Origin of the sequence: Hyunsoonleella flava (assembly GCF_004310325.1) — a bacterium.
GTDB classification, from domain to species: Bacteria; Bacteroidota; Bacteroidia; order Flavobacteriales; family Flavobacteriaceae; genus Jejuia; species Jejuia flava.
Genome location: NZ_SIRT01000009.1, coordinates 119,357 through 145,489 on the forward strand (window position 1 = coordinate 119,357; position 26,133 = coordinate 145,489).

General features: G+C 35.4%; 29 protein-coding genes. 12 read left to right on the forward strand and 17 right to left on the reverse strand.

Annotated features, from left to right (window positions below; all coding sequences use genetic code 11):
* Positions 1-77 precede the first annotated feature (77 nt).
* Positions 78-866, reverse strand: coding sequence for an NAD(+) synthase (gene nadE / locus EYD45_RS11310; protein ID WP_130964660.1), 789 nt, complete (start codon positions 864-866; stop codon positions 78-80).
* A gap of 90 nt (positions 867-956) precedes the next feature.
* Between nadE and gldB the strand changes: the two genes are divergently transcribed.
* The gene (gldB, locus tag EYD45_RS11315; protein ID WP_130964661.1) at positions 957-1,919 is read left to right on the forward strand and encodes a gliding motility lipoprotein GldB; all 963 of its coding nucleotides are present in this window, start codon (positions 957-959) and stop codon (positions 1,917-1,919) included.
* On the forward strand, positions 1,919-2,251 hold the full coding sequence (gene gldC, locus EYD45_RS11320) for a gliding motility protein GldC (RefSeq protein ID WP_130964662.1): 333 nt from the start codon (positions 1,919-1,921) through the stop codon (positions 2,249-2,251). Before gldB ends, gldC begins: the two co-directional genes overlap by 1 nt.
* A gap of 3 nt (positions 2,252-2,254) precedes the next feature.
* Here the strand turns inward: gldC and def are convergent, their stop codons facing one another.
* From def to EYD45_RS11360, 8 genes are all read right to left on the reverse strand, one after another.
* Positions 2,255-2,890: a peptide deformylase gene (gene def, locus EYD45_RS11325; RefSeq protein WP_130964663.1), complete on the reverse strand. Its 636-nt coding sequence runs from the start codon at positions 2,888-2,890 to the stop codon at positions 2,255-2,257.
* A 31-nt stretch (positions 2,891-2,921) separates the two neighbouring features.
* Positions 2,922-4,199, reverse strand: coding sequence for a rod shape-determining protein RodA (rodA, locus tag EYD45_RS11330; RefSeq protein WP_130964664.1), 1,278 nt, complete (start codon positions 4,197-4,199; stop codon positions 2,922-2,924).
* The gene (gene mrdA, locus EYD45_RS11335) at positions 4,199-6,136 is read right to left on the reverse strand and encodes a penicillin-binding protein 2 (protein ID WP_130964665.1); all 1,938 of its coding nucleotides are present in this window, start codon (positions 6,134-6,136) and stop codon (positions 4,199-4,201) included. Before mrdA ends, rodA begins: the two co-directional genes overlap by 1 nt.
* A complete protein-coding gene (locus EYD45_RS11340) occupies positions 6,136-6,639 on the reverse strand; it encodes a rod shape-determining protein MreD (protein ID WP_130964666.1) in 504 nt (167 codons plus the stop codon). Before EYD45_RS11340 ends, mrdA begins: the two co-directional genes overlap by 1 nt.
* Entirely contained in the window at positions 6,632-7,450 is an 819-nt protein-coding gene (gene mreC / locus EYD45_RS11345) for a rod shape-determining protein MreC (RefSeq protein ID WP_130964667.1), read from the reverse strand. Before mreC ends, EYD45_RS11340 begins: the two co-directional genes overlap by 8 nt.
* 183 nt (positions 7,451-7,633) lie before the next feature.
* Entirely contained in the window at positions 7,634-8,662 is a 1,029-nt protein-coding gene (locus EYD45_RS11350) for a rod shape-determining protein (RefSeq protein WP_045372438.1), read from the reverse strand.
* 381 nt (positions 8,663-9,043) lie between these two features.
* Complete coding sequence (purH, locus tag EYD45_RS11355) at positions 9,044-10,576, reverse strand: bifunctional phosphoribosylaminoimidazolecarboxamide formyltransferase/IMP cyclohydrolase (RefSeq protein ID WP_130964668.1); 1,533 nt, start codon at positions 10,574-10,576, stop codon at positions 9,044-9,046.
* A gap of 182 nt (positions 10,577-10,758) precedes the next feature.
* Positions 10,759-11,217: a GAF domain-containing protein gene (locus EYD45_RS11360; protein ID WP_130964718.1), complete on the reverse strand. Its 459-nt coding sequence runs from the start codon at positions 11,215-11,217 to the stop codon at positions 10,759-10,761.
* Positions 11,218-11,282: 65 nt separating this feature from the next.
* Here EYD45_RS11360 and xrtF point away from each other — a divergent pair, with 65 nt between their 5' ends.
* From xrtF to EYD45_RS11400, 8 genes are all read left to right on the forward strand, one after another.
* A complete protein-coding gene (gene xrtF / locus EYD45_RS11365) occupies positions 11,283-11,834 on the forward strand; it encodes an exosortase family protein XrtF (RefSeq protein ID WP_130964669.1) in 552 nt (183 codons plus the stop codon).
* The gene (locus tag EYD45_RS11370) at positions 11,827-12,258 is read left to right on the forward strand and encodes an exosortase F system-associated membrane protein (RefSeq protein ID WP_130964670.1); all 432 of its coding nucleotides are present in this window, start codon (positions 11,827-11,829) and stop codon (positions 12,256-12,258) included. The genes xrtF and EYD45_RS11370 overlap by 8 nt, the downstream gene beginning before the upstream one ends.
* A 290-nt stretch (positions 12,259-12,548) precedes the next feature.
* Positions 12,549-12,947: an HYC_CC_PP family protein gene (locus tag EYD45_RS11375; protein WP_130964671.1), complete on the forward strand. Its 399-nt coding sequence runs from the start codon at positions 12,549-12,551 to the stop codon at positions 12,945-12,947.
* 78 nt (positions 12,948-13,025) lie between these two features.
* On the forward strand, positions 13,026-13,748 hold the full coding sequence (locus EYD45_RS11380) for a heavy-metal-associated domain-containing protein (protein ID WP_130964672.1): 723 nt from the start codon (positions 13,026-13,028) through the stop codon (positions 13,746-13,748).
* On the forward strand, positions 13,748-15,985 hold the full coding sequence (locus EYD45_RS11385) for a TonB-dependent receptor (RefSeq protein ID WP_130964673.1): 2,238 nt from the start codon (positions 13,748-13,750) through the stop codon (positions 15,983-15,985). Before EYD45_RS11380 ends, EYD45_RS11385 begins: the two co-directional genes overlap by 1 nt.
* 99 nt (positions 15,986-16,084) lie before the next feature.
* Positions 16,085-16,453, forward strand: a complete 369-nt coding sequence (locus EYD45_RS11390; RefSeq protein WP_130964674.1) for a heavy-metal-associated domain-containing protein — start codon at positions 16,085-16,087, stop codon at positions 16,451-16,453.
* 21 nt (positions 16,454-16,474) lie between these two features.
* Entirely contained in the window at positions 16,475-16,825 is a 351-nt protein-coding gene (locus EYD45_RS11395; protein ID WP_130964675.1) for a ribose-5-phosphate isomerase, read from the forward strand.
* Positions 16,826-16,846: 21 nt separating this feature from the next.
* The gene (locus tag EYD45_RS11400) at positions 16,847-17,212 is read left to right on the forward strand and encodes a DUF2200 domain-containing protein (protein ID WP_130964676.1); all 366 of its coding nucleotides are present in this window, start codon (positions 16,847-16,849) and stop codon (positions 17,210-17,212) included.
* Here the strand turns inward: EYD45_RS11400 and EYD45_RS11405 are convergent.
* From EYD45_RS11405 to miaB, 8 genes are all read right to left on the reverse strand, one after another.
* On the reverse strand, positions 17,198-17,857 hold the full coding sequence (locus EYD45_RS11405; protein WP_130964677.1) for a DUF6090 family protein: 660 nt from the start codon (positions 17,855-17,857) through the stop codon (positions 17,198-17,200). The genes EYD45_RS11400 and EYD45_RS11405 overlap by 15 nt on opposite strands.
* Before the next feature lie 148 nt (positions 17,858-18,005).
* Positions 18,006-19,637 carry a chaperonin GroEL gene (gene groL, locus EYD45_RS11410; protein WP_130964678.1) on the reverse strand — a complete coding sequence of 544 codons (1,632 nt, stop codon included), beginning with the start codon at positions 19,635-19,637 and terminating at the stop codon, positions 18,006-18,008.
* Between the two features lie 104 nt (positions 19,638-19,741).
* On the reverse strand, positions 19,742-20,017 hold the full coding sequence (locus tag EYD45_RS11415) for a co-chaperone GroES (protein ID WP_130964679.1): 276 nt from the start codon (positions 20,015-20,017) through the stop codon (positions 19,742-19,744).
* A gap of 170 nt (positions 20,018-20,187) precedes the next feature.
* Positions 20,188-20,553, reverse strand: coding sequence for a preprotein translocase subunit SecG (gene secG / locus EYD45_RS11420; RefSeq protein ID WP_130964680.1), 366 nt, complete (start codon positions 20,551-20,553; stop codon positions 20,188-20,190).
* A gap of 6 nt (positions 20,554-20,559) precedes the next feature.
* The gene (locus EYD45_RS11425) at positions 20,560-21,501 is read right to left on the reverse strand and encodes a hypothetical protein (RefSeq protein WP_130964681.1); all 942 of its coding nucleotides are present in this window, start codon (positions 21,499-21,501) and stop codon (positions 20,560-20,562) included.
* Between the two features lie 6 nt (positions 21,502-21,507).
* On the reverse strand, positions 21,508-22,023 hold the full coding sequence (locus EYD45_RS11430) for an LptE family protein (protein WP_130964682.1): 516 nt from the start codon (positions 22,021-22,023) through the stop codon (positions 21,508-21,510).
* Positions 22,024-22,041: 18 nt separating this feature from the next.
* Positions 22,042-23,313 (reverse strand): sigma 54-interacting transcriptional regulator, encoded by a 1,272-nt coding sequence (locus EYD45_RS11435; RefSeq protein WP_130964683.1) that lies wholly within the window; start codon positions 23,311-23,313, stop codon positions 22,042-22,044.
* Between the two features lies 1 nt (position 23,314).
* Positions 23,315-24,763 carry a tRNA (N6-isopentenyl adenosine(37)-C2)-methylthiotransferase MiaB gene (gene miaB, locus EYD45_RS11440; protein ID WP_130964719.1) on the reverse strand — a complete coding sequence of 483 codons (1,449 nt, stop codon included), beginning with the start codon at positions 24,761-24,763 and terminating at the stop codon, positions 23,315-23,317.
* A gap of 200 nt (positions 24,764-24,963) precedes the next feature.
* Here miaB and EYD45_RS11445 point away from each other — a divergent pair, with 200 nt between their 5' ends.
* Positions 24,964-25,662 carry a lipocalin-like domain-containing protein gene (locus tag EYD45_RS11445; protein ID WP_130964684.1) on the forward strand — a complete coding sequence of 233 codons (699 nt, stop codon included), beginning with the start codon at positions 24,964-24,966 and terminating at the stop codon, positions 25,660-25,662.
* 10 nt (positions 25,663-25,672) lie between these two features.
* Entirely contained in the window at positions 25,673-26,116 is a 444-nt protein-coding gene (locus tag EYD45_RS11450) for a hypothetical protein (protein ID WP_130964685.1), read from the forward strand.
* The last annotated feature ends 17 nt before the right edge of the window (positions 26,117-26,133 follow it).

A 26,133-nucleotide genomic window follows, 5' to 3' on the forward strand; every position in this document is an offset into this window, starting at 1 on the left:
TTGAGAGAATCATAGTTTATCTTAGGGAATATACCCAATAGTCAAAAATACTAAAAAAAATATAGATATTACAACACTTACATTAAATCACTGGGGATTTCGCAAATGGGAATAGGAATCATCTTATGCTTGTTATTGGCATTGTAACGCTTATATATTTTAAAAACCTCTTTTTCTCTTCCAGAAAATTCGTTTTCCGTCTTCCCTTCATCATCCATTTTCATGGCCCATTCCAGTTCTGGATAGGAAGCGCCTATTTGGTCTTCATCACTTCTTGCATCACCAAAAAGCCCATCACTAGGGGCAGCGTTCATAATTGATTCTGGGACTTTTAAATAGCCTCCGAGTTCATAAACTTCAGACTTTAATAAATCTGCAATCGGACTCAAATCTACACCACCATCACCATATTTGGTATAAAAACCTACACCAAAATCTTCAACTTTATTTCCAGTTCCAGCTACAAGCATACCGTATAGACCTGCATAATAATATAATGTGGTCATTCTTAATCGTGCCCTGGTATTAGCCAATGCCATATCAACCGTAGCTTGGTCACCATCTAAATGTACTTCAGTTTTAAATTCTTCAAAAACAGGAGTTAAATCAGTACGGGTATCATCAACATTATCAAAGCGTTTTTTAAGCTGAGCGATATGCTCATGGGCACGAGACACATGACTTTCTGCTTGGTGTATAGGCATTTCAACACATAAAACTTTTAAACCAGTTTTGGCTACAAGCGTTGATGTTACGGCAGAATCAATGCCTCCTGAAACACCAACCACAAAACCATTTACACCTGCGTTTGTGGCATAATCTTTTAACCAGTTTACAATATGATTTACAACTTTTTCTGTTTGCATAGCAAGGGGAATTAAATATGAGAATAGTACCTTTGTAACAAAAATAACCTATACTCTCAATTTATAAAAATTTACAGCGTTTAGATTTTCATGAAAAATATATTGTTTGCTTTTTTGATAGCTATCCTCATGATATCATGCAAGGACGAAAACAAAGTAGAACGTGAGATAGCCAATATAAATATTGATATTTCTGTTGAGCGTTTCGATCAATTTTTTGGCAATGCGCAGGAGCGTGATTTGCCTAAGTTAAAACAGGCGTATCCATTTATGTTTCCTAAAAAGTATAAAGATTCGTTTTGGATAACTAAGATGAAGGATACACTTCAGCAAGAATTGATTCATGAAGTCGAGAATAAATTCCAAACGTTTGATGATGTTGAGCTTGAAATTGAAACGTTGTTCAATCATTTGAAGTATTATTTTCCAGAGTTTCATCCGCCTCGTATAATTACAACAACCTCAAATGTCGATTATAGAAACAAGGTTATAGTTACGGATACTATTGCGTTGATAGCACTAGATACCTATTTAGGAAAAGACCATTTTTTTTATGAAGGTATTCAAAAATTTATAAGGCACAATTTTGAGAGTGAGCAAATTGTAGTAGACATCGCTGGAGCATATGCTGAACGCTATATTTATCAGCCTCAAAGAAAAACACTACTGGATGAAATGATCTATTTTGGAAAGCAACTTTATTTTAAGGATGTGATGCTGCCAAACAAAACGGAAGCTCAACGCATTAATTACACCGATGAACAACTGGATTGGGCGCAAACAAACGAGCATTTTATCTGGCGTTATTTTGTTGAGCGCGAGTTACTTTATAATAGTGACACCAAACTACCAAGTAGGTTTATCAACCCAGCACCTTTTAGTAAATTTTTCTTGGAACAAATAGATACAAACTCACCAGGGCGTATTGGACAATATATAGGTTGGCAGATTGTAAGGGCATATATGAAAAATAATGATGTGTCTTTAAAAAACATGTTACAAACCAAACCACAAGATATTTTTAATAAATCAAAGTTTAAACCTCGTAAGTAATGGCGGAAAAAATACAATCTAAAATAGAGTTGAATGTAGAACTTGATGAAAATCGTATACCAGAGAAATTATGTTGGACTGCTGAGGATGGTGGTATCACAAACGCTGAGGCTAAAGCAATGATGCTATCTGTTTGGGATGATAAAGCAAAAGAAATGTTGCGTATAGATTTGTGGACAAAAGATATGCCAGTAGATGATATGAAAATATTTTTTCATCAAACGCTTGTTGCTATGGCCAATACATTTCATCGGGCCACACAAGATGAAAAAATGACTGCTACTATGAAAGATTTTTGCGATTATTTTGCAGAGAAGTTGGAGCTGAAGTAATAGTTAGCTATCATCTTTTTTGGCATCATTTACTTCCTTCTGAAGATGGTCTAAATATAAAATACCATTCAGATGGTCTATCTCATGCTGAAAAATTACAGAAGTAAAACCTTCGACGGTCTCAGATTGATGAACGCCATCCAGAGTATCGTATTCAATAATTATTTCTTTTGAGCGGCTATTTAAAATTTCACTTCTATCCGGGATAGATAAGCAGCCTTCACGAACGGTTTGTGTGTCCTTGGAATAGTCTGTAATTATTGGATTAAGATATACTTCAAAGGGTAAACCGTCTTTATCTAAACGCTGTACCCAAATAATGTTTTTTAAAATACCCACTTGCGGTGCTGCAATACCTAAACCTAAAGACATACTATCTGTAACAGTAGCATATAAACGTTTTACGAAATTTTGAAGAATACTGTTGTTTGGGTCAGGTTTGATGTAGGTACTTTTTTGCCTAAGTAAAAGCGAATCGGTTTTATTGGTAATTTTATAAACGCGCATAGGTTTTAAGCTATCTGCATCCATAATGCGTTTTTTTTCTTCTTTAGAAAATAAATCTGCTCCTAAATTTTTTGTACCAGAACACCCAGTAATCAAAAGCATACCAAAAGTTAGAAATAAGATGTTTTTCATAAAAATGAGGTAATCAAGCACCAATTATCTACTACCATTCGTTGATGCGGTTAGAATCTAATTTAATAAAAATAAAGAGTAAAATGGTAAATGCCCATAAACCTGACCCGCCGTAACTAAACATTGGCAGCGGAATACCAATGGTAGGGATTAAACCCATAACCATACCGATGTTAATCATAAAGTGCATAAAAATAATGGCTGCTACACCGTACCCATAAGCACGACTGAATTGGGATTTTTGAAGTTCAGCTAAATGTAGTATTCTTAAAATGAGTAAAACAAAAAGAATGACAACAAGCGTGGTGCCTAGAAAGCCCCACTCTTCACCAACGGTACTAAAAATATAGTCAGTATGTTGTTCTGGTACAAATTTCCCAGTAGTTCTAGTTCCTTCTAAAAAGCCTTTGCCGGTAAAACCACCTGAGCTAATCGCTTTTTCAGATTCGTTAAGGTTATAGGCAAATGTGCGTTTCATTTCCTCTAACTTTTCAGGGTCTTTTTCTAAACCTAGCCATAAACTAATACGATCTTGCTGGTGTGGCTTTAGGATACTTTCATAAAAAAATTGCACTCCAAAACTTAGAGCGGCACTTACGGTAATAATAAAAATACTTTGTAAAATAGGATATTTACGCTTTCTAAAAAAATGAAGTAAAATCACAGCTAGAATAGCCGCAATTGTGGTGCTAATAGCTCCAAACTTTAGCGCAAGTATTGAAAGTAAAACGACTAAAAAGCCAATAATAAGATAAATTTTTGGTAGGCCTTCACGGTATAACACAAAAAAGAACGCACCGTATACTACGGTACTTCCTGTATCATTTTGCAGTAAAACCAAAAGTGCTGGAATTAATATAATCATAAAAGTTCTGAGCTGATCTTTTAATGTTTTAATATCAGTATTTAAATCACTTATATATTTTGCCACGGCTAGAGCTGTAGCTGCTTTTGCAAATTCACTGGGTTGAATAGTAAAGCTTCCAATGGCATACCAAGATGTAGCTCCGTTTACGTTTTTACCAAAAATAAAAAGTCCAACCAATGATAGCATGGATAGGATGTAAAATACGCTAGAAAACCGTTCATAAAATTTTGCATCGAGGGCGAGGAGAAGTATTATAAGTATGAGCGTTAAGAAAATAAAAATGATCTGTTTAGCAAACGGCTGTGAGAAATCAAAATAGTCAATTTCTGTCCCAGTATGTGATGCTGATAGAATATTAAGCCAACCAAAAGCCACCAAAAGTAAAAAAAGTATGATAGTTACCCAATCAAATTTAAAGTATCGGTTAGTTTCTCTTACCATCAGTTGCTGGTAGTATTAAGTTGATTTAACTTCTGTTTTAAGCGATAATATTCAGCTTCTTCAACAATTTGTAATTGGGTTTTACCATTTATATTAAAAGGTTCGCCTGTGTATGGTTTTGCATATTCATTTTCTAAAGAATGTTTTAGAAGCCACTCTTCCATATCTTTTCTGGTAATATAGCCTTTGATGTGTTTTTCAATCATTAAGCTCGCAACTTTTCCAGCAAACCTACTTCCCCAATAACCATTTTCGACAAAAACTGCAATGGCAATCTTTGGGTTTTCTTTAGGTGCAAAAGCTACAAAGATGGAATGATCTGTAAGCTGGGTCCTGACACTATCAATTTTAATAAAATTTTCAACTGTTCCTGTTTTTCCACAGATTTCTATGTCTTTTACATTTAAGAACTTAGCGGTTCCATTTTTATAAACGGCATGCATACCCTCAATTACAGGCTCAAAATGTTGCTTGTCAATCGTCGTATATTTTGGTTTGGTAAAATTTTCAGGTAGTGTTTCACCTTTAATATGTTTTATAACATGAGGTGTAAAGTAATGCCCTCTATTGGCAATGGCGCATACCATATTAGCTAGCTGAATTGGGGTGGTAGCTACTTCGCCTTGTCCTATAGCGTTTGAAATAGTATAGGTAGAATAAAATGTTTTGGGGTAGATGCGTTTGTAGTAAGCCCTATCAGGGATACGTCCTTTTTGCCCTACATATAAATCATTGTTTAAAAAATTACCAAGTCCAAAACTTTTTGCATGTTTACTCCAAGTGTCAATGCCTTCGGAAGCATCTCCAGTTTTATCTAAAATTCGTCTATACGTAGTTGCAAAATAGGCATTGCAGGATTCTTGTATACCAGTAATCATGTTATTACGTCTTCCACGATAGCAATGGCACTTCATAAACCTATTGCCATATTTGTAACCTGCATAACAGGTTATCTTTTCTTCAGGGGTGATCACATCTTCTTGTAAGCCTATCAAGGCATTCATCAATTTAAAAGGTGACCCAGGTTCATAAACGCCTTGAATACTTCTATTAAATAGAGGATTTGCAATGTCATCTTTTAAAAGCTTAGTGAAATTTTTTGAACGTTCCCTACCTACTAAGATATTTGGGTCGTAAGTAGGTGCTGCAACCATTGACAAAATTTCCCCCGTAGCAGGTTCAATAGCTATAACGCCACCGCGCTTATTTTCCATAAGTAATTCGCCATAGGCCTGTAAATTGGCATCAATAGTAATGGTAATGTCCTTACCTTGTTCTGGAATAATATCAAACTTTCCATTCTTGTGCGGACCAATATCTCTATTAAATCTATCTTTTTGAATAAATTTAATACCCTTTACACCCCGAAGCGTTTTTTCATAAGAGGCCTCTATGCCATTTTTGCCTTTTAAGTCACCCATTTGATAATAGGGGTCGTTCTTAATGTCTCTATTATTAACCTCACCTATATCACCTAGTACATTGGCTCCAATGGTAGTTTCGTATTTTCTCAAAGGTCTTTTTTGAATATAGAACCCATCGAATTTTCGCATTTTTTCTTGCAGAACAGCATAATCCTCTTTTGAGAGTTGAGGAACAAATGGAGAGGCTAATCTTGGTGAATAGCGACGGGCACGCTCTAACTTTTTATCATAGGTTTCTCGTGATATTTTCAAAAGCTTACAAAATTCGTCCATATCAAAATCTCCTACTTCACGCGGAATTACCATCACATCATACGAAGGCTGGTTACCTACTAAAAGCTGCCCATTTCGGTCATATACGAAACCTCGTTTGGGATAGTTCCAAACCTTTCTAATGGCATTATCATCGTATAAATTATCTGATCCTCCCTTGTAAATCTGAAGATAAAACAATCTGCCAATAAAGGTAAAGCCACATAAAATGACCAAAAAGAAAAGTAAAAACTGCCTCATTAATGTTTTCGACTAAAAATGATTGAAACCAATGTAATCATTAATATAGTAAATATACCCGAGAATAACGTTTTTTGAAACACCATTAGTATTCTTGAAATGCTAAATATTTCCAGAGAAAATAAGATGATATGGTGTAATACCGTTAATAGTGCTATGTAAACAAGTTTTGCACCAAAATCGTTATTGTTAAACTTTACGTTGTTGTGCTCATACATGGTACCAAATGCGAATTTTAAAAACACAGGTCTGGTGTAGGCAATAAAAACGGAAGCTGCCGCGTGGATACCTCCTGAATCTGAAAACATATCCACTGTGAGTCCTATTAAAAAACTTAGAAAAATAAATAACAATCGGTTATTTTTTATAGGAAAGAAAATGATAAAAATGATATAGATGTACGGATTGATGTAACCCAGAAAGTTGATGTGGTTAAACAATATCACCTGAAATAAAACAAGTAACACAAATCTAATGCTATGTGCTGTAATAATACTATTCATTGGTGTTTTCTAGCAATATTTCAATTTCTTGTTTTTCAGTGTTTTCTATAATATAAACATGCTCAAGATTTGTCATGTCATTAAACAATTTTACATCTATTTCATAGAAATTTTCGGTAGCATCAAGTTTTAGATTTATAACTGTACCGACAGGAATGTTTTTTGGGAAAATTGAAGATTGCCCTGAGGTTACAATGGTATCACCTTCCGAAACTGGGGCAATTTTTTCAACATCGGTCAATTGAATGATGTTTGGTGAATTTCCGTTCCAAGTTAATGAACCAATATGTCCTGATTTTTTAAGCTTTACACTAATACTACTTTTGGAATTTAAAATTGAAATTACAGTAGCGTAATTATTTGAAACATTATCTATTATACCTACCAGACCTAATGAAGAGATTACACCAAAATCTTGATGAATACTATCATTAATCCCTTTGTTAATCAGCAAAAAGTTATCTGACAGATTATAACTATTACGGATAACATTGGCCGTAGTGTATTTGTAATTTAAACCAGATGTACTATCTAATACAATAGCATTTGTGTCAATTTTAGTATTAAATAATAGTTCGTTCAACCGTTTATTTTCGGCTGCCAATAATTCGTTTTGAGTTTTTAAATTAAAATAAGAACTCACATTATTTACCGAATTATATACGCCTCCACTTAAAAAATTAGCAGAATTAACAAACTTACTTTTATGATAGGAATGGGACTGAATTGTGAAAATAAGGGCGATACCAAAGAGCAACACAAACAACAAAAAGTTTTTGTTCCTTATTATAAAATTAATAATTTGTTGCATGGGTTATACCTATTGAATTTCAGAATGATGTATAAATAAATTGAGTTATTTTTTGATTAGTCGAGGCAAAAAAATTAAGCATAGCCTTAGTTACGGTTAAATTTTTAAACGAAGAATAAGCAAAAAAGAAACAATTTATATGCATTATTTTGAGGTTTAATAGGTGTTCGGCCTGTTGATGCCCTATTTTATCAATACACTTTTGTATTTAGGTAAGTTTTTAAGTGTGATACCCGTACCTCTCACAACAGCACGCAAAGGGTCTTCAGCAATGTAAACAGGTAAATCTGTTTTTTGTGATAGACGTTTGTCTAAACCTCGCAACATCGATCCTCCACCAGCTAAGTAAATTCCAGTGTTATAAATGTCTGCTGCTAATTCCGGAGGTGTTTGCCCTAGAGTTTCCATTACCGCGTCCTCTATTCGCAAAATAGATTTATCCAATGCTTTTGCGATTTCTCTAAAAGAAATAGATACCTGTTTTGGTTTTCCAGTAAGTAAATCACGTCCTTGAACACTCATATCTTCTGGTGGTAATTCTAAATCTTCAGTTGCAGCACCAATTTGTATTTTTATTTTCTCCGCAGTACGTTCACCTACATAAAGGTTGTGCTGCGTTCTCATATAATAAACAATGTCATTCGTAAATACGTCCCCCGCAATTTTTACAGATTTGTCACACACAATTCCGCCTAAAGCAATTACAGCGATTTCGGTAGTTCCTCCACCTATATCTACCACCATATTTCCTTTAGGTTGCATAATATCCACTCCAATACCAATAGCCGCAGCCATCGGCTCATGAATCAAATACACTTCTTTACCATTTACGCGCTCCGCACTTTCTTTTACAGCACGCATTTCCACTTCGGTAATCCCCGACGGAATACAAATTACCATACGCAGCGCAGGTGTAAAAAACTTCTTTTTAAGCGCAGGAATGTTTTTGATAAACATACTAATCATCTGCTCTGAAGCATCAAAGTCTGCAATTACACCATCTTTTAAAGGACGAATGGTTTTAATGTTTTCATGGGTTTTTCCTTGCATCAAACTGGCTTCCTGACCAACAGCAATAATTTTTCCCGAAACCCTATCCCGAGCAACAATGGAAGGCGCATCAACAACAACCTTGTCGTTATGAATAATTAATGTGTTTGCAGTACCTAAATCTATGGCTATATCTTCGGTTAGGAAGTCAAAAAATCCCATGTGCTATCAATAATTTTTGTTGGTTAAAAAACGAATCCCGTAAATGTAATAAAACTTCATAAATATATGAGATTTTAGGGGCTTCAAAATAGAATTAAAACCAACGAGATTTAGAATTATACGTTATTTGTCGATGTTTAGACTTTTCAATTTACAATTTTGGGCGTTACCCACAAGGGGTCGGGCTTTCGGCAGTCGCTACCTCCTACGTCGGGGAGCTTCAACAAATGCCTCAATCCCTAACGCGCCACTCTTGCTCTTAATCCACCCCCAATCCCTCTAGGTAGGGGGTACTCCCAAGTTTTTAAGATAAAACCTCACAGGTCTTTTGCACAAGAGTATGCATTCCTCCCCTTTTTGGGGGGTTAGGAGGGCTTCAATTTAATGCTTAAAATGGCGTGTGCCCGTCATCACCATGGCAATTTCATTTTCATTACAGTAATCGATACTCAATTGGTCCTTAATAGAACCACCTGGTTGAATCACAGCATTGATGCCTGCCTTATCTGCTATCTCTACACAATCTGGGAATGGAAAAAACGCATCACTAGCCATCACCGCACCGTTTAAATCAAAATTGAATGAGCCAGCTTTATGAATAGCTTGTTGCAAAGCATCAACACGACTGGTTTGCCCTGTACCACTTGCGCACAATTGTTTATTTTTTGCCAAAACGATTGTGTTGGATTTGGTGTGTTTACATATTTTGGAAGCAAATAGTAAGTCTTCTATTTGTGCATCTGTAGGTGTAATATTAGTCACCGTTTTCAAATCTTCTGCGGTATCCGTAACATCATTTCTGTCTTGTACTAAGACGCCGTTTAAACAACTTCTCACATTGGTTTTCGGCATATCTATATCATGTATCTGCAATAGAATACGATTCTTTTTGCCTTTAAGAATTTCTAGAGCTTCGGTAGAAAAAGAAGGTGCAATCACTACTTCGCAAAATAATTTGTGAATTTCCTCAGCAGTAGCAGCATCAATTTCTGTATTGCTAATCAATACACCTCCAAAAGCCGAAACTGGATCACCAGCTAGTGCATCAATATACGCCTGGTGTAAAGTATCGCGTTGCGCTAAACCACATGCGTTGTTATGCTTTAAAATGGCGAATGTAGGCGCATCATTTTTAAACTCTAACATCAAATTTACTGCCGCATCAACATCTAAAAGGTTGTTATAGCTTAATTCTTTACCATGAAGTTTTGTAAATAGTTCGTCAAAATCTCCAAAGAAAAATCCTTTTTGATGGGGGTTTTCTCCATATCGTAAAACTTTACCATTAGTTTCACTTAGTTTTAAAACCGTTTCTTCATTGTTTTGATTAAAATAATTAAAGATAGCTGTGTCATAATGCGATGATACATTAAAAGCTTTACCAGCAAAACGTTTACGGTCTTCTTCAGAAATTGATCCGTTATTAGCTGAAATCAATTCCAAAAATTCGGCATAATCAGTAACTGATGACACGCAAATAACATCAGCATAATTTTTAGCAGCGGCTCTAATTAATGAAATACCACCAATATCGATTTTTTCAATAATATCTTGGTTACTGGCACCAGAAGCAACAGTTTTTTCAAAAGGATATAAATCAACAATTACAACATCAATTTGCGGAATGTCATATTCTACCAATTCAGCAACATCGCCATCATGATTTTGTCGGTTTAAAATACCACCAAAAACTTTAGGGTGTAGCGTTTTTACGCGTCCACCTAAAATGGAAGGGTAAGAGGTAACATCCTCAACAGGAACAACATTAACGCCTAAATCGTTGATGAATTTTTCAGTGCCTCCAGTAGAGTAAATGGTTACGCCTTGTCTATCAAGTTCTTTTACAATAGGTTCTAAACCGTCTTTACTAAATACAGAAATTAATGCAGACTTAATGGTTTTTTTGTTGCTCATCGTTATTGTGTTGTGAAATTCTAAAGCCTATGTTCAGAGAATTCCAGATTAGTTTTAAGTTAAAAATTGATACTTTTTTTAGTAAAACGCAAAAGTAGTTATTTAACTCAAAAAATGAAGATAGAATTATTCAAAAAGAACGTGTTTTTTTAACGAAAACAAGAAGTTGTTAACAACGAATTTTAAGAAAGTATCTTAGACACTTTAGCACAAACAAACTCCAAAAACCGTTCATCAGCCTCAGTAAAAGGATCAGGAGTATTAGAGTCAATATCTATTTGCCCTACGTTTTTGCCATTCACAAAAATGGGAATTACAATTTCAGATTTTACAGTAATACTACAAGCGATATAATTATCCTGAGCTGAAACATCAGGCACCACAAAATTTTCATTACTCACCGCAACCTGCCCACAAATACCTTTTCCAAAAGGGATGATATTGTGGTCTGTTGGTGCACCAACATAAGGTCCTAAAATTAACTCTTCCTTATCTCCATTTCTAAAATAAAAACCAACCCAATTGTAATAATCCACATTGGTTTCCAATAATTCACAAATGTCTAATAAGCGGTTATTAACACTTTTTTGGGTATTGGCAACAATAGTTTCAACTTGTGGTTTTAGAGTTTCAAAAGACATGATTTCAAAAGTTTTGGCAAAAGTATTTAAAAAGGTGTAATTTCGGTATTCATTTTCAGCAATACTTGAAAGCACTATTTGTAAAATACAAGTCGGTTATAAAATTTATCCTTACGTTTTTGTTGGTATACATTACGCTTACCGTAGGTTACAAGTTTTATTTGCAGTTTTCGGATGGCTCTCAATATTATCCCGATTATTTCACGAATTTGGTAGCCAAACAATGTGAGGCGGTACTAACCACATTTGGCTATAACACCCAAGTAGTATCGCATCCCAAAGAGGCTTCCATGAAGCTTTTGGTAAACGGAAACTATTTAGCAAGGGTAATAGAAGGCTGCAATTCCATTAGTGTTATTATTTTGTTTCTGTCGTTTGTTGTGGCATTTTCAGGAAAACTCAAAACCACGCTCCTGTTTATTTTTGCTGGTAGTGTGCTAATTTACACTATCAATCTTTTCAGAATTGTATTTTTGGCGATGGGATTATATCATTATCCCGAATATCAAGATGTACTGCACACCGTAATTTTTCCTGCCATTATTTATGGCACGGTATTTTTACTTTGGGTATTTTGGGTAAACAGATGTTCTAAATTAAACCAAAACCATGCCTAAGCCATTAAAATATATATTACTAATAACATTGGTGGGATTGCTGGTTTTAATTCGGTTTTTTGAAGACGACCTATTTTACGATCCTTATTTAACCTTTTTTCAAAATGATTACCTGTATCTCGACAGCCCTAGGCGAGAAGTCGTTAAATTAATATGCTTTACATCATTAAGATATGTTTTAAACACTATAATTTCTCTGGGAATTCTTTACACCGTATTTAAAGACATCAATATTGTGAAGTTTTCGAGTATTATTTACGCCATCGCCTTTGTTATTTTAATGCTACTCTTTTTATATTTCGTGTCTAACCCAAGGCAAGAAGAGTATTATCTGTTTTTCAATATCCGTAGGTTTTTAATTCAGCCACTACTTTTAATTCTGCTATTACCTGCGTTTTACTATCACAAAATAAAAGGGAATTAGTTTTTTGGGCATTCCCACGCCTAGGGGCGTGGTCGGGCTTTCCGCTATATCTTTTTGTGAAGCATTCCCGAGTACGTTTCAGGATTTCGTGCCCAAACAGTAGTAGGCTTTTTATTAAGGTTTAGTATGTTAAAGTTTCACAAAAAGGATGCCGCTGCAATCCCTAATGCGCTTATCAGCAAACGCCTGTGCTATCCTTATAGTTTAGTGTCTACTTGCCAAAGCTACAGCTGTTAATCATTTTATAAATAGTGACGCTTCAAATGTAATTTTTGTAATTTTGTAACGTAATGAAGAACGGAATACATAAATTATGTTCATTTAGCCTTGCATTGCTGGTGCTATTTTCAACACTGTCTTTCACCGTTGAAAAGCATTACTGCGGCGATACTCTAGTGGATGTTGCTATTTTTTCTGAAGCCAAGACCTGTGGTATGGAAATGGATGGCCCAGAGAAACCAAAACCGTGTTGCGATGATGAGGTTGACGTCGTCGAAGGACAAAACGAACTAAAATTATCATCATTTGAAGATTTAGACTTAAAACAGCTACAATTTTTGGCTGTCATAACATATGCATATATCAATGGTTTCCAAGATTTACCAAAAGAAACTATTCCACATAAAAATTATGCTCCACCCAATTTGGTCTGTGATATTCAAGTGTTAGACCAAGTGTTTTTGATTTGATTTTTAAGTAATTCTGCTATTCTGAACTTGTTTCAGAATCTCACTAATTAGAAAATTGATCAAATCAAATACATCAAAATGAAACATACATATACAGTTACAGGCATGACCTGTAATGGTTGCAGAGCTTCAGTAGAAGACAAGCTAAATGCACTTCCAGAAGTTAAACATGCTTCGGTAAGCTTGGAGGCTGCAGAGGCTACTGTTGAAATGTCTCAGCATATTTCAATAGAAACACTGCAAAATGCACTTCCAAATAAATATACTATTTTAGAAAAGAATGTTTTTGCAAGTACAGCAGACATTCAAACTGTTGAGACATCAGAGTTAAAACAACTATTCCCATTGTTTTTAATTTTTGCTTATATCATTATAACATCGGTATTACTGAATACCAAACCTTTGGATATTGATGGGTTTATGCTCGATTTTATGGGGCTCTTCTATATAGTCTTTAGCTTTTTTAAACTTTTGGATTTAAAGGGCTTTCCAGCATCTTTTAGAATGTACGATCCTGTAGCAAAAGTAGTTCCAATTTACGCGTGGATATATCCGTTTATAGAAGTCGCACTTGGGCTTATGTTTTTAATGCGCTTTCAAATTCCTATTGCATTGATTGTAACACTCATTATTCTAGGCCTAACTACCATTGGGGTTACAAGAACTTTACTGCAAAAAAAAGCGATTCAATGTGCTTGCTTAGGAACGGCTTTAAAGTTACCAATGACCAAAGCCACGTTTATTGAAAATAGCATTATGATTGTGATGGCGGTGTTTATGCTAATTAAATGGTATGCCTAATGAAATATCTTAAATATATTATACTGTTACTACCATTTCTTGGATTTTCACAAGAAACTATTTCAGGTAAAATTATTGAGGACAATATTGACGATAATAACATGGGGATAGCCGGGGCAAACGTGTATTGGCTAAATACCCAAGTGGGCACTGTAACAGATGTTGATGGTAGTTTTACCATTGCTTACCAACCCTCATATAAAAAGCTAATAGTAAGTTATGTGGGTTATAAAACCGATACGCTTACTATAAACACACCAAAGTTTATACGTCATAAATTAAAACCTAGTGATGGTTTGGATGAGGTGGTTGTAACCTCTAGAAAGCAAACCACAGCAAAATCATATTTAAAAGCGGAAAATGTAATGACCGTAAGTAGTGATGAGCTTTTAAAAGCGGCGTGCTGTAACCTCTCTGAAAGTTTTGAAACCAATCCGTCCATCGATGTAAATTTTGCCGATGCCATTTCTGGTACAAGACAGATAAAAATGTTGGGGCTTACCAGTCCGTACATTTTAATCGCTACAGAAAATATTCCATCCGTTCGGGGTGCTTCTCAAGCCTACGGATTGAGTTTTATTCCCGGAACTTGGGTGGAAAGTATTCAAATTACCAAAGGCGCAGGAAGCGTAGTAAATGGTTTTGAAAGTATTGCAGGACAAATTAACACCGAATTGGTAAAACCATCTACAGACGACAAATTGTTTGTGAATTTATATGGTGCAACCAGTGAGCGTCTAGAACTAAATGCGCACATCAACACAAAAGTGAATAACCGATGGCATACAGGATTGTACATACACGGTAATACACATCAAAAAAAACATGATGTAAATAACGACGGATTTATGGATATGCCGTTATTTAATCAAATCAATGTTATGAACCGCTGGCAATATGTAGATACCCAAAAAGGGTTTGTAAGCTTTATTAATTTGAAGTTTTTAAATGATGAAAAGCAAAGTGGGGAATTAAATTTTAACCCTGATACTGATAAGTTAACTACAAATGCATGGGGTAATGAAATTGATACCCAACGTTATGAAGTTTCTGCAAAATTTGGTTACGTAAATCCAGAAGTGCCTTGGCAGAGTTTAGGGGTACAGGCGGCGTTTAGTGGGCATAAGCAAGCTTCTTATTTTGGATTGAATGTTTATGATATTGAACATAATAGTCTTTACGCCAATGCTATTTATAATTCAATCATTAGCGATTCTCGTCATAAAATAAAAACAGGACTTAGCTATACGTACGACCATTATGACGAATTGGTGAATACAACAGACTTTGAACGCACTGAAAACTCAGTTGGAGGTTTTTTTGAGTACAATTACAATAATTTAGAACTGTTTAACCTTACCGCAGGTATCCGTATAGACCGTCATAATTTGTTGGGTACATTTATTACACCGCGCCTGCATCTTAGGTATTCGCCATGGAGTAAATCGGCTTTTCGGGCTTCTTTTGGAAGAGGTAAGCGTAGTGCCAATATTTTCACTGAGAATCAACAAATGTTTTCTACCTCAAGACGGATTAATATTTTAAGTTCAGGAGGCAATATTTATGGTTTAGACCCAGAAATTGCATGGAATTACGGCGTATCCTATTTACAAGGATTTAATCTCTTTGGCAGAAAGGCGGATATAACGTTCGATTTTTATAAAACAGATTTTACAAATCAGGTAGTTGTAGATTGGGAAAACCCACAGGAAATTAATTTTTATAATCTAGACGGAAAAAGTTTTGCGAATAGTTTTCAAGCCGAACTAAATTATAACGCTTTTGAAGGCTTTGATTTAAGATTAGCCTACAAGTTTTATGATGTAAAAACCGATTATAATTCTGGAAGACTGGAGCGTCCATTAACGCCTAGACATCGTGTATTTGCTAACGTAGGGTATGAAACGGCAGTTAAGGATAATGGCAGTCACTGGAAGTTTGATGCAACATTTAATAGGTTGAGCCAGCAGCGATTTTCATCGACGGTAAGTAACCCTGTACAATTTCAACTACCAGAGCGTACGCCAGCGGTTGCTACCCTAAATACGCAAATAACTAAAGTTCTTTCTCCTAAATTTGAAGTATATTTAGGTGGAGAAAATATCACCAATGTAAGACAGCCTAATCCTGTTTTAGGAGCAGATAACCCTTTTGGTGCGAATTTTGATTCTACTTTTGTGTATGGCCCCATTTTTGGTAGTTTGTATTATACAGGATTGAGATTTAGAATAGATTAAAAAAATTTGTCATTCCTGCGAAGACAGGAATCTATTAAATTAAAAGCTGATACTAAAAAGTGGATTTCTACTTTTACAGTGTCAACAAAAATAAAAACCATGAAAAAAATTATAATTATAGCTTTAATGCTAACAACAACATTAACCTTCGCGCAAAACAAAAATGCCAAAGCCTCTATGGAAGTAGATGGTATTTGTGGTATGTGTAAAGCTCGTATTGAAAAAGCTTGTCTTAATACTAAAGGTGTAAAATGGGCCGATTGGAACGTGGATACGCACGAGTTAAAGCTCATTTTTGATGAACGAAAAACGGATACCACAACCATAAAGAAACAAATATTGGCAGTAGGACACGATGTAAAAGATGAAAAAGCAACTGAAGAAGCCTACGCAACGGTACACGATTGCTGTAAATATCGCGACGAGGATATAAAAGAAGCACACGAAGAGGAAAAAGATAAATCCTAACAAAGCTTACCTTTTGTAGTAATGCCCAAAACTGAATACAGCATTTATGTTATTGAACTAAAAAAACGTGTTTTTACAGAAAACGCTAAATTTAGAGCAGCTAACCCTCAATTCAATGGTGTGTTAGAATGTTTATATGTTGGTATGACCAGTAAAACGCCTAAAGAGCGATTTCTTCAGCATAAAACTGGGTATAGAAATAAAAAAGGGCATAAGCTATCGTCTAATATTGTTGAAAAATACGGTTCTTATTTAAGACCAAGTTTATATAATCACATAGATGCTTTGTCGTCCAGAGTTGAAGCGTTAAAAAAGGAAGAAACGCTTGCCTTGGAATTGCGACGAAAAGGCTATGCAGTATGGTATAATTAGATATTACTTATCCTTTAAAATATGAAAAATACACCAGAACACAACGAACGTATCAGGACAATGAAATTTTTTTCAGTCTATCCGCACTACGTTACTAAAGTTGAGAAAAAAGGTAGAACAAAGGAAGAATTACATACAGTAATTGAATGGTTAACAGGGTTTGATAGCACCAAAATACAAGAGATGATAGACCGAAAGGTAACCTTTGAAGAGTTTTTTGATGAAGCAGAACTAAATCCTAATGCCGAACTTATAAAAGGTGTGATTTGTGGCTACAGAATTGAGGAAATCGACAATGAATTAACTAAAAAATGCCGCTACCTCGATAAGTTAATTGATGAGTTGGCAAGAGGGCGTAAGATGGAGAAGGTTTTAAGGGGTAGTTAATTTGGTGGAAATCAAATTGATTAAGCTATCGCAGCTTTTTATGCCACGTTCACTGGCCTGTTTTTTAAACATAAAAGAGCCCCTCATACTTTGTAGAATGTTTTTTAATAGTTTTTCATCTTCAAATCCCAATCCTCCCTTTTGCATTGCATCAAAATCCATATTGTGGATAAAGTAGTCGCCAACATATTCCTTATGGATAATCTCCTGTCGTTCATAATCTTTTAGGATTGTTTTATAGTCAGAATAATGTGTTTCTATGGCAGTTTTTAGTTGAAAATCTTCAATTAAACTAAAATCTCCCGAATTAATCATGGATTGATATGTGATGTCTTTCGGATTAAAATCTGTCAATTGCATAATCCCAAAAATCTGACGAATACCCTTTTTCTTTTTTGGATCATTTGCATTGAATAGCGGCAACACTTTTTGCAACGTTCCAATTTTTCCATCCAATTCCTCTAAATTATTTTCCAGTGACGCTTTATCAATTTCAAGATCATTTTTTATGCTTGTTAAATACTGCTGTTTTAATTTGTTGTTTTTTGTGTTTTCAGCGCATTTATTCATACTAAACGCAATAGAAATCCCGATAATTACGATCAGTATTTCACCCAAAGCATATTGCCAATTAATTTTTTTCATGGTGTAATGTTTAATTCTAAAGCTATGAAATATTACGGAATAAAAAAACGCTCCCTGTCTGGAAGCGTTTTCAAAATTATTTTATCACTCACACGTAATGAAATTTTAAATACGTTTGAGTGAGTAATTTATCTATGGCGACTCGCTACTACATCATTCCTGGCATACCGCCACCTCCCATTGGAGGCATTGCAGGAGCGTCTTCCTTAATATCGATTAAAGCACACTCCGTTGTTAAGATCATACCAGCGACTGATGCTGCATTCTCTAAAGCAATACGTGTTACTTTTTTAGGGTCGATAATTCCTGCTTTAAGCATATCTACATACTCCTCAGACTTTGCGTCGTATCCAAAATCTTTTTTGCCTTCTAAAACCTTATTAATAACTACAGAACCTTCTCCACCAGCATTTTCAACAATAGTTCTTAACGGAGATTCAATCGCTTTGTTAACGATTTGAACACCGGTAGTTTCATCAAGATTCTCAGTTTCAATTTTCTCCAAGGTTTTCTTAGCTCTTACCAAAGCAACGCCACCACCAGCAACAATACCTTCTTCTACCGCAGCTCTTGTAGCGTGTAAAGCGTCATCAACACGATCTTTCTTTTCTTTCATTTCAACCTCTGAAGCAGCACCTACATAAAGTACAGCAACACCACCAGCTAATTTAGCTAAACGCTCTTGTAGTTTTTCTTTATCGTAATCTGAAGTGGTTGTTTCAATTTGCGCTTTAATTTGATTTACTCTTGCTTTAATATCTCCAGCTTTACCAGAACCATTAACAATAGTTGTATTGTCTTTATCAACGGTTACTGTTTCAGCAGTACCTAACATTGATAAATCAGCGTTTTCTAGAGTAAAACCTCTTTCTTCAGAAATTACAGTACCGCCTGTTAATATAGCTATATCTTCAAGCATTGCTTTACGTCTGTCTCCAAAACCAGGTGCCTTTACAGCAGCAATTTTTAAACCTCCACGCAATTTATTCACTACTAACGTAGCTAAGGCTTGTCCATCAACATCTTCTGCAATGATTAATAAAGGACGACCAGACTGTGCTACTGGCTCTAATATTGGAAGAATTTCCTGTAAGTTTGAAATCTTCTTATCGAATAATAAAATATAAGGGTTTTCTAAATCTGCTACCATCTTATCAGAATCGGTAACAAAATAAGGCGACAAGTATCCTCTATCAAACTGCATACCCTCTACAACGTCTACATAAGTATCAAGACCTTTTGCTTCTTCAACAGTGATAACACCTTCTTTACCAACTTTATCAAAAGCTTTAGCTATCAATTCGCCAATGGTATCATCATTATTAGCTGAAATAGCTGCAACTTGCTTGATCTTTTCAGAAGAATTCCCAACTTTTTTAGCTTGCTTTTCTAGGTCTACGGTAATTGCTTCTACGGCTTTATCAATACCTCGTTTTAAATCCATTGGGTTTGCACCAGAAGCAACATTTTTTAAGCCCTCTTTTACGATAGCTTGTGCTAAAACTGTTGCAGTAGTTGTACCATCACCAGCTAAATCGTTGGTTTTTGATGCTACTTCTTTTACCATTTGAGCACCCATGTTTTCGTGCGCGTCATCTAATTCTATTTCCTTAGCAACAGATACACCATCTTTTGTTACCTGTGGTGCGCCAAAGCTTTTAGAGATAATTACGTTACGTCCTTTAGGTCCTAAAGTTACTTTTACTGCATTCGCTAATGCATCTACACCACGTTTTAATCCGTCGCGTGCTTCAATATCAAATTTTATGTCTTTTGCCATTTTTACTTATTTTTTGTCATTCCCGCAAAGTCGGGAATCTATTTAATTTTAAGTTGAATTTTTGTTTGGATTCCGTATCAAGTACGGAATGACAGAATTAATAATTATATAATTGCAAGAATGTCACTCTCACGCATCATCAAGTAGTCGTTGCCGTCAAGCTTTAATTCTGTTCCAGCATATTTTCCATATAAAACGGTATCGCCTACTTTTACTGTAATTGGCTCATCCTTAGTACCAGGTCCAGCAGCTACAACTTTGCCTTTTTGTGGTTTTTCTTTGGCATTATCTGGAATAATAATTCCTGATGCTGTTTTCGTTTCAGCTGCAGCAGGTTCAATAAGAACTCTGTCTGCTAATGGTTTAATGTTTACTCCCATTTTGTTTTATATTTTTATTATTAAGGTTATTAATTAACGCTTAAGCGTTAAGCTAAAAATGTGCCATGGTATGGAAACTGACAAACTTGCAGACCTAATTAGCAAAAAAGTGTAAATAAAAAATGCCAACTTTAATGAGTTGGCATTTTTACTAAATTCTTTTATCAGACTTATTGTCCATCTGGCTCTGTTTCCGTTGTTCCTGCTGGTTCGTTGTTAGCCGGTAAAGGTTGTGCGTCTGGTAATGGCTGTGTTGTTTGAGCGTCAGTGTCCAAAGCTTTAGAGTCTACAGTAGCGTCTCCTGTGCCAATTGCAACATTTGAAACTAAAATTAGTACTAAAAGCAACGTTGCCAAAGTCCATGTACTCTTGTCCAAAAAGTCAGTGGTTTTTTTAACACCGCCTAGTTGCTGCGTTCCACCACCGCCAAAAGATGAAGATAAACCACCACCTTTAGGGTTTTGCACCATAATTACTACTACCAGTAAAAATGCTACGACTACGATTAAGATTAAAAATATTGTAAACGTACCCATTATTCTTTATTTATTTTGTTCTTGTAATTGTTCTATTGCCTTAATTTGGTTTGCAAAGAAACTACTTTTTTCTGGATATTTCAAACTTAAAATTTTATAGGATTGAATGGCCTTTTTATAGTTTTTTTGCTCCAAGTAAATGCGCGCTAAAGTCTCTGTCATTAAGGTTTCAGGTGGCGCAGATCTCACCTTGGCTAAGTTTTCTTTTGAAGCTGTAGTTTTAACAGGTGATATTTTAGGGTTTTCTGCAATAAACTTATCTATAATTTCACTTTGTTTCAACTTGTCATCAGTTTCATTTGATGTGCCTTCTCTTGATATTAAATTTTCAGGATTGCTACTTCTTTTTATTGGTTTAATGCGTGTTAGCTTCAACCATTCGTTAAAGGAATGACTTTCCCGTCTATCAAATTGCAAAGGTTTACCTAAGTTTAAAATATCTTCGGCAGAAACTTCTTCAGTAATAGTTTTTTCAGTAGTAGCTTCGATAGACTCTGATTCATCCAATTTAAAATTGATGGTTCTTACTTCCGAAGGGTCTTTAGGCTGAAACAGTTCGGGGTCTAAAACACCTGTGGTTTCTTTTATTTGCTCCTTTAATTTATCATCAATTTGTTGACCTTTGTTTATTGAAATATCATCAGCACTTACATTAATATCATTTAGATAAATGGAATTTTGCTTTATGATTTTTGAAATTTCATTTTGAACAAAAGCATCCGAGGTAATAAAATCAAAAAGAATACTTCTATCTGTTGTGTAGGCAGCCGTAGTTTTTAAAGCTTGATTATAATCTCTACTTTCCTCTTGCTTCAAGCCTTTTAAGTATAATGCCCTAGCAGATTGGAAATAGGGGTACTTTTGAATAATAGAACTTAAGGCCTCAGTTTTTTGAGGGTCAATATTTTGCGGATGATGCAATAAGGATGTAAAGTTGTGACTATTCAAAGTTAATTACCATTTTGCCAAAGAGGCATTAAATATATCTTGTGTTATACGTTCAAAAATTTCTTCTATAGCTGTATCTTTCACTGAGCCTGATAGTTGTGCGGAACCTTCATAATCGTGGAAAAACGAAAAGGTTTGTTCAAATTCAGCTTCAGGATCGTTCTTATCATAAAAATGCACTTTTACCGATATGGTCAATCGGTTTTGCGCTGCTGTAAAGGTATTGCCTTGTGTAGATGATGTAGTTGGAGAGATACGGTATTCGGTGATTTCCCCTTCATAAACAATATCACCGTTAGAGTTTACATTGTTTAGATTAGTTTGATTTTCTAAAATGGCAATCATTGTGTTTCTAAACGTAAGATCTAAACCAGGTTCAATTAAAAGAGAGTTGTTTTCGAAACGGTTCACCTGAAATGTCTTAGTGTCTGGTGATATAGATGCTCCTGTAAAAGAATAGAAACCACAGCTTGTTACTGTAATTGCAATAAAAATGAATGCTATGTGTTTAATGTATTTCATTTAATCCTAACGATAAAATTACAAATCATATTGCTTAATCTTTCTATAAAGGGTACGTTCGCTTATACCTAGCTCAGCTGCTGCCAATTTACGTTTTCCGTTATGGCGTTCTAACGATTTTTTAATCAGTTCTAGTTCTTTGTCTTGTAACGATAAGGTTTCCTCTTCTTCAATTTCTTCTGCAAAATGATATTTATCCCCTGCGGAAGGTTCATTTACGTGTTCAGGAATTGACAGCACCTCAGCGGTGTCTACCACATCGTTGTCTTCAATAGCGAAATCATCATCTGCGTCATCATTATCACCATATATTTTTTGAATTAAATGCTCATTCTCTTTTTCTACATCTTTGGAGTTCCCATTTTTCATGAGTTCCATTGTGAGTTTTTTCAAATCGTTCAAATCACTTTTCATATCGAAAAGTACTTTGTAGAGAATTTCACGTTCGCTACTAAAATCGCTTTCGCTTTTGGAGGTTTTTACAACGGCAGGTAGATTTGTCACCCCGTCAACTGGTAAATACCCTCTTAAAGTTTCAGCAGAAACGGTACGATTTTGTTCTAAAACCGAAATCTGTTCTGCCACATTTCTAAGCTGTCTTATGTTACCGCTCCAGCGGTGTTTCAATAATAATTGTACAGCATTATCCGTAAGTTTTACGGTTGGCATTTTATATTTTAGCGCAAAATCGCTGGCAAATTTTCGAAATAACAAATGGATGTCGTCCTGACGTTCGCGTAATGGAGGCAAATGAATATCAACCGTACTTAGACGATAGTATAAGTCCTCACGGAACTTCTCTTTCTCAATAGCTTCAAACATATTAATGTTTGTTGCTGCCACAATCCGTACATCAGTTTTTTGAACTTTACTGGAACCAACTTTTAAAAACTCCCCATTCTCCAAAACACGCAATAAGCGTACTTGGGTGGTTAATGGCAATTCTCCAACCTCATCTAAAAAAATAGTACCACCATCAGCTTCCTCAAAATAACCACTACGGGTAGAGGTTGCACCAGTAAACGCACCTTTTTCATGACCAAATAGTTCACTATCAATAGTACCTTCTGGAATAGCGCCACAGTTTACCGCAATATATTTGTTGTGCTTTCTGTGGGACAAAGAATGGATGATTTTTGGAATACTCTCTTTACCAACACCACTCTCTCCAGTAACCAACACCGAAATATCAGTTGGCGCGACACGAATCGCTTTTTCTAAAGCACGATTCAGCGCTAGTGTATTACCGATGATGCCAAATCGTTGTTTTATAGATTGTATTGATTCCATCTTAATTATTTTCTGAAAAGCTTACCGCCTCACCAATTAACGTAGCGCTTGTACAGTACGTTATTTTCACATTTACAAAATCGCCAACTTTATAATTTCCTTTTGGAAAAACAACTACTGTATTTTGTGTATTTCTACCAGACCAATGTGCGTCAGAGCGTTTGGATGGTTTTTCAATTAAAACCTCTTCAACTTTACCAACATGTGCTTGAGTTCTTAACAGGCTATGCTTCTGTTGCAATGCAATGATTTCATTTAAACGACGTTTTTTTGTCGCTTCAGGAATATCATCTTCCATTTTGCGTTCTGCCAGTGTCCCAGGTCTTTCTGAATATGCGAACATAAAACCGAAATCATACTTCACGTATTCCATCAAACTTAATGTATCTTGATGATCTTCTTCAGTTTCTGTTGGGAATCCAGCAATCATATCTTGACTGATGGCGCAATCTGGGATGAGACGTTTAATATTGTCAATCAATTCAAAATATTCCTCTCGTGTGTGCAGACGATTCATCGCTTTTAAGATGCGATTGCTACCACTTTGCACGGGTAAATGAATATAGTTACAAATATTTCTATGTTTCGCCATGGTTTCAATAACATCCAAAGTGAAATCCTGCGGATTGGATGTTGAAAAACGGAAACGCATTTTGGGTTGAGCAATAGCACACATATCCAGTAATTTTGCAAAGTTTACCGAAGTTACTTTTTGGATATCACTGGCTTTATCAAAGTCTTTTTTCAATCCACCACCATACCACAGGTAACTGTCTACATTTTGTCCAAGAAGTGTAACTTCCTTGTAGCCTTTGTTCCAAAGATCGTTTACTTCTTCGATAATACTTTGTGGGTCTCTGCTACGTTCGCGTCCTCGAGTAAATGGCACTACGCAAAACGTGCACATATTATCGCAACCGCGAGTAATGGAAACAAACGCCGTTACACCATTAGTGTTTAAACGCACAGGCGCAATATCGCCGTAAGTTTCCTCTTTAGAAAGTATCACATTTATGGCATCTCTACCATCTTCAACTTCAGCTAAAAGATTTGGCAAATCCTTGTAAGCATCGGGGCCTACAACCAGATCTACTATCTTTTCTTCTTCAAGAAATTTACTTTTTAAACGTTCTGCCATACAGCCCAAAACACCCACTTTCATATTTGGGTTTTGTGCTTGTTTTACGGCGTTATACTTTTCTAAACGCTTTCTTACAGTTTGTTCTGCCTTGTCACGGATAGAACAGGTGTTTACCAAAACCAAATCGGCTTCTTCCAAACTTTGGGTGGTATTATAGCCTTGTTTATTTAAAATAGAAGCTACAATTTCACTATCGCTAAAATTCATTTGGCAGCCATAACTTTCAATAAAAAGTTTACGGGTATTGCCTTCTTTTTTATCGAGAACCAAGGATTGCCCTTGTTTATTTTCATCTATGATTTTTTCCATAATATCAAGAAACCTAGAAAGGTCAATTTTCATGCCTGCCCATCATCAAGCAGGTGCAAAGATACAATTATATTACGTTTTATGACAAAGTGGCAGATTTAAATTTTTACTATTTTTTGAAAATACTTAGCGCTTTTCACGCAACCAAATGCATAATTTTGTATCTATTGATTATACTTCAAATCAAATACAAACAGCCGATGAAAAAGATAGTCTATGCGATAGTTATAATGTTTTGCTTTGTAAACATGAGATGTGAGCCTAATGATGAGGGGCTTAAGGACTCAGATAATTTATTGATAGGGCATTGGGCTGAACCCGAGTATACGGACCAAAACGTGACATTTAGCCGCGTAAATAAACTACCCGCAGAAGGCTATGGTATTTCTTTTAAAACTAAAAATGATTTTGTAGAACGTTCTTCTGGATGGTGCGGCACACCACCTTTGTCTTTTTCAGACTATCAAGGTAAGTGGGAGTTAATGGAAGATGTTATCACAATTACACAAGATCATTTCCCTAATAATTATGGATGGCGTATTGTATCGCTAACTGAAAATGAATTAGTTCTAACCAAGGAACTTACCGAACAAGAAAAAGATTACCGCGCACTGATGGATTTATTTGATGATGCGTTGGATTTGATTAAGGATATCCCTTGTGGGAATAGCGAGGATTGGAGTTTTACGCCTTATGGATCAAAAGCCTGTGGCGGACCGCAATGGTTTATAGCATATCCAAACACTATAGATACCGAAGAATTTTTAAGCAAGATTGAAGCTTACACCAAAGCAGAACATGACTATAATGTAAAATGGAGTGTATTTTCAACCTGTGATGTGGTTTCGCCACCAAAAGAGATTGTTTGCGAAAATGGATTTCCAATTTTGAAATTTTAATACCCCAATAATGATAAAAAAAATAAGCTTTTTTGTGGTTTGTATCTTCTGTTTTTTTAACACCCAGTGCGATGAAGATGAAGTTGTTGTAGATTTTGATAATTTATGCGACGATACCGTTATTATTGATGAGGGCTTGTATAATAATTTAATTTCCGATAGTTTTTTACTTAGTAAAGTGGAAATTATTGATGATTGTTTAAATATTGAATTAGGTGCTTCGGGATGTGATGGAAGCACTTGGGAATTTAGACTAGTAGATTCTGGCGCTGTTGCGGAGTCTCTTCCAGAGCAGCGGTATTTAAAATTTCAATTTGTAAACAAGGAAGATTGTCTTGCTGCGTTTGAAAGGAATGTATCGTTCAATTTAAAACCGCTTCAAATTGATAATGGCGTTAACAAAGTCATTCTGAATATAGAAGGTTGGGAATCATCGTTAACCTATTCATATTAAAATTTTAGCTAAACAAA

What these genes read in the sequence shown, in the direction of transcription:
- nadE (WP_130964660.1), bottom strand. Translation starts at nt 866, where the DNA reads ATGCAAACAGAAAAAGTTGTAAATCATATTGTAAACTGGTTAAAAGAT.
- gldB (WP_130964661.1), top strand. Translation starts at nt 957, where the DNA reads ATGAAAAATATATTGTTTGCTTTTTTGATAGCTATCCTCATGATATCA.
- gldC (WP_130964662.1), top strand. Translation starts at nt 1,919, where the DNA reads ATGGCGGAAAAAATACAATCTAAAATAGAGTTGAATGTAGAACTTGAT.
- def (WP_130964663.1), bottom strand. Translation starts at nt 2,890, where the DNA reads ATGAAAAACATCTTATTTCTAACTTTTGGTATGCTTTTGATTACTGGG.
- rodA (WP_130964664.1), bottom strand. Translation starts at nt 4,199, where the DNA reads ATGGTAAGAGAAACTAACCGATACTTTAAATTTGATTGGGTAACTATC.
- mrdA (WP_130964665.1), bottom strand. Translation starts at nt 6,136, where the DNA reads ATGAGGCAGTTTTTACTTTTCTTTTTGGTCATTTTATGTGGCTTTACC.
- EYD45_RS11340 (WP_130964666.1), bottom strand. Translation starts at nt 6,639, where the DNA reads ATGAATAGTATTATTACAGCACATAGCATTAGATTTGTGTTACTTGTT.
- mreC (WP_130964667.1), bottom strand. Translation starts at nt 7,450, where the DNA reads ATGCAACAAATTATTAATTTTATAATAAGGAACAAAAACTTTTTGTTG.
- EYD45_RS11350 (WP_045372438.1), bottom strand. Translation starts at nt 8,662, where the DNA reads ATGGGATTTTTTGACTTCCTAACCGAAGATATAGCCATAGATTTAGGT.
- purH (WP_130964668.1), bottom strand. Translation starts at nt 10,576, where the DNA reads ATGAGCAACAAAAAAACCATTAAGTCTGCATTAATTTCTGTATTTAGT.
- EYD45_RS11360 (WP_130964718.1), bottom strand. Translation starts at nt 11,217, where the DNA reads ATGTCTTTTGAAACTCTAAAACCACAAGTTGAAACTATTGTTGCCAAT.
- EYD45_RS11370 (WP_130964670.1), top strand. Translation starts at nt 11,827, where the DNA reads ATGCCTAAGCCATTAAAATATATATTACTAATAACATTGGTGGGATTG.
- EYD45_RS11375 (WP_130964671.1), top strand. Translation starts at nt 12,549, where the DNA reads ATGAAGAACGGAATACATAAATTATGTTCATTTAGCCTTGCATTGCTG.
- EYD45_RS11380 (WP_130964672.1), top strand. Translation starts at nt 13,026, where the DNA reads ATGAAACATACATATACAGTTACAGGCATGACCTGTAATGGTTGCAGA.
- EYD45_RS11385 (WP_130964673.1), top strand. Translation starts at nt 13,748, where the DNA reads ATGAAATATCTTAAATATATTATACTGTTACTACCATTTCTTGGATTT.
- EYD45_RS11390 (WP_130964674.1), top strand. Translation starts at nt 16,085, where the DNA reads ATGAAAAAAATTATAATTATAGCTTTAATGCTAACAACAACATTAACC.
- EYD45_RS11395 (WP_130964675.1), top strand. Translation starts at nt 16,475, where the DNA reads ATGCCCAAAACTGAATACAGCATTTATGTTATTGAACTAAAAAAACGT.
- EYD45_RS11400 (WP_130964676.1), top strand. Translation starts at nt 16,847, where the DNA reads ATGAAAAATACACCAGAACACAACGAACGTATCAGGACAATGAAATTT.
- EYD45_RS11405 (WP_130964677.1), bottom strand. Translation starts at nt 17,857, where the DNA reads ATGAAAAAAATTAATTGGCAATATGCTTTGGGTGAAATACTGATCGTA.
- groL (WP_130964678.1), bottom strand. Translation starts at nt 19,637, where the DNA reads ATGGCAAAAGACATAAAATTTGATATTGAAGCACGCGACGGATTAAAA.
- EYD45_RS11415 (WP_130964679.1), bottom strand. Translation starts at nt 20,017, where the DNA reads ATGGGAGTAAACATTAAACCATTAGCAGACAGAGTTCTTATTGAACCT.
- secG (WP_130964680.1), bottom strand. Translation starts at nt 20,553, where the DNA reads ATGGGTACGTTTACAATATTTTTAATCTTAATCGTAGTCGTAGCATTT.
- EYD45_RS11430 (WP_130964682.1), bottom strand. Translation starts at nt 22,023, where the DNA reads ATGAAATACATTAAACACATAGCATTCATTTTTATTGCAATTACAGTA.
- EYD45_RS11435 (WP_130964683.1), bottom strand. Translation starts at nt 23,313, where the DNA reads ATGGAATCAATACAATCTATAAAACAACGATTTGGCATCATCGGTAAT.
- miaB (WP_130964719.1), bottom strand. Translation starts at nt 24,763, where the DNA reads ATGGAAAAAATCATAGATGAAAATAAACAAGGGCAATCCTTGGTTCTC.
- EYD45_RS11445 (WP_130964684.1), top strand. Translation starts at nt 24,964, where the DNA reads ATGAAAAAGATAGTCTATGCGATAGTTATAATGTTTTGCTTTGTAAAC.
- EYD45_RS11450 (WP_130964685.1), top strand. Translation starts at nt 25,673, where the DNA reads ATGATAAAAAAAATAAGCTTTTTTGTGGTTTGTATCTTCTGTTTTTTT.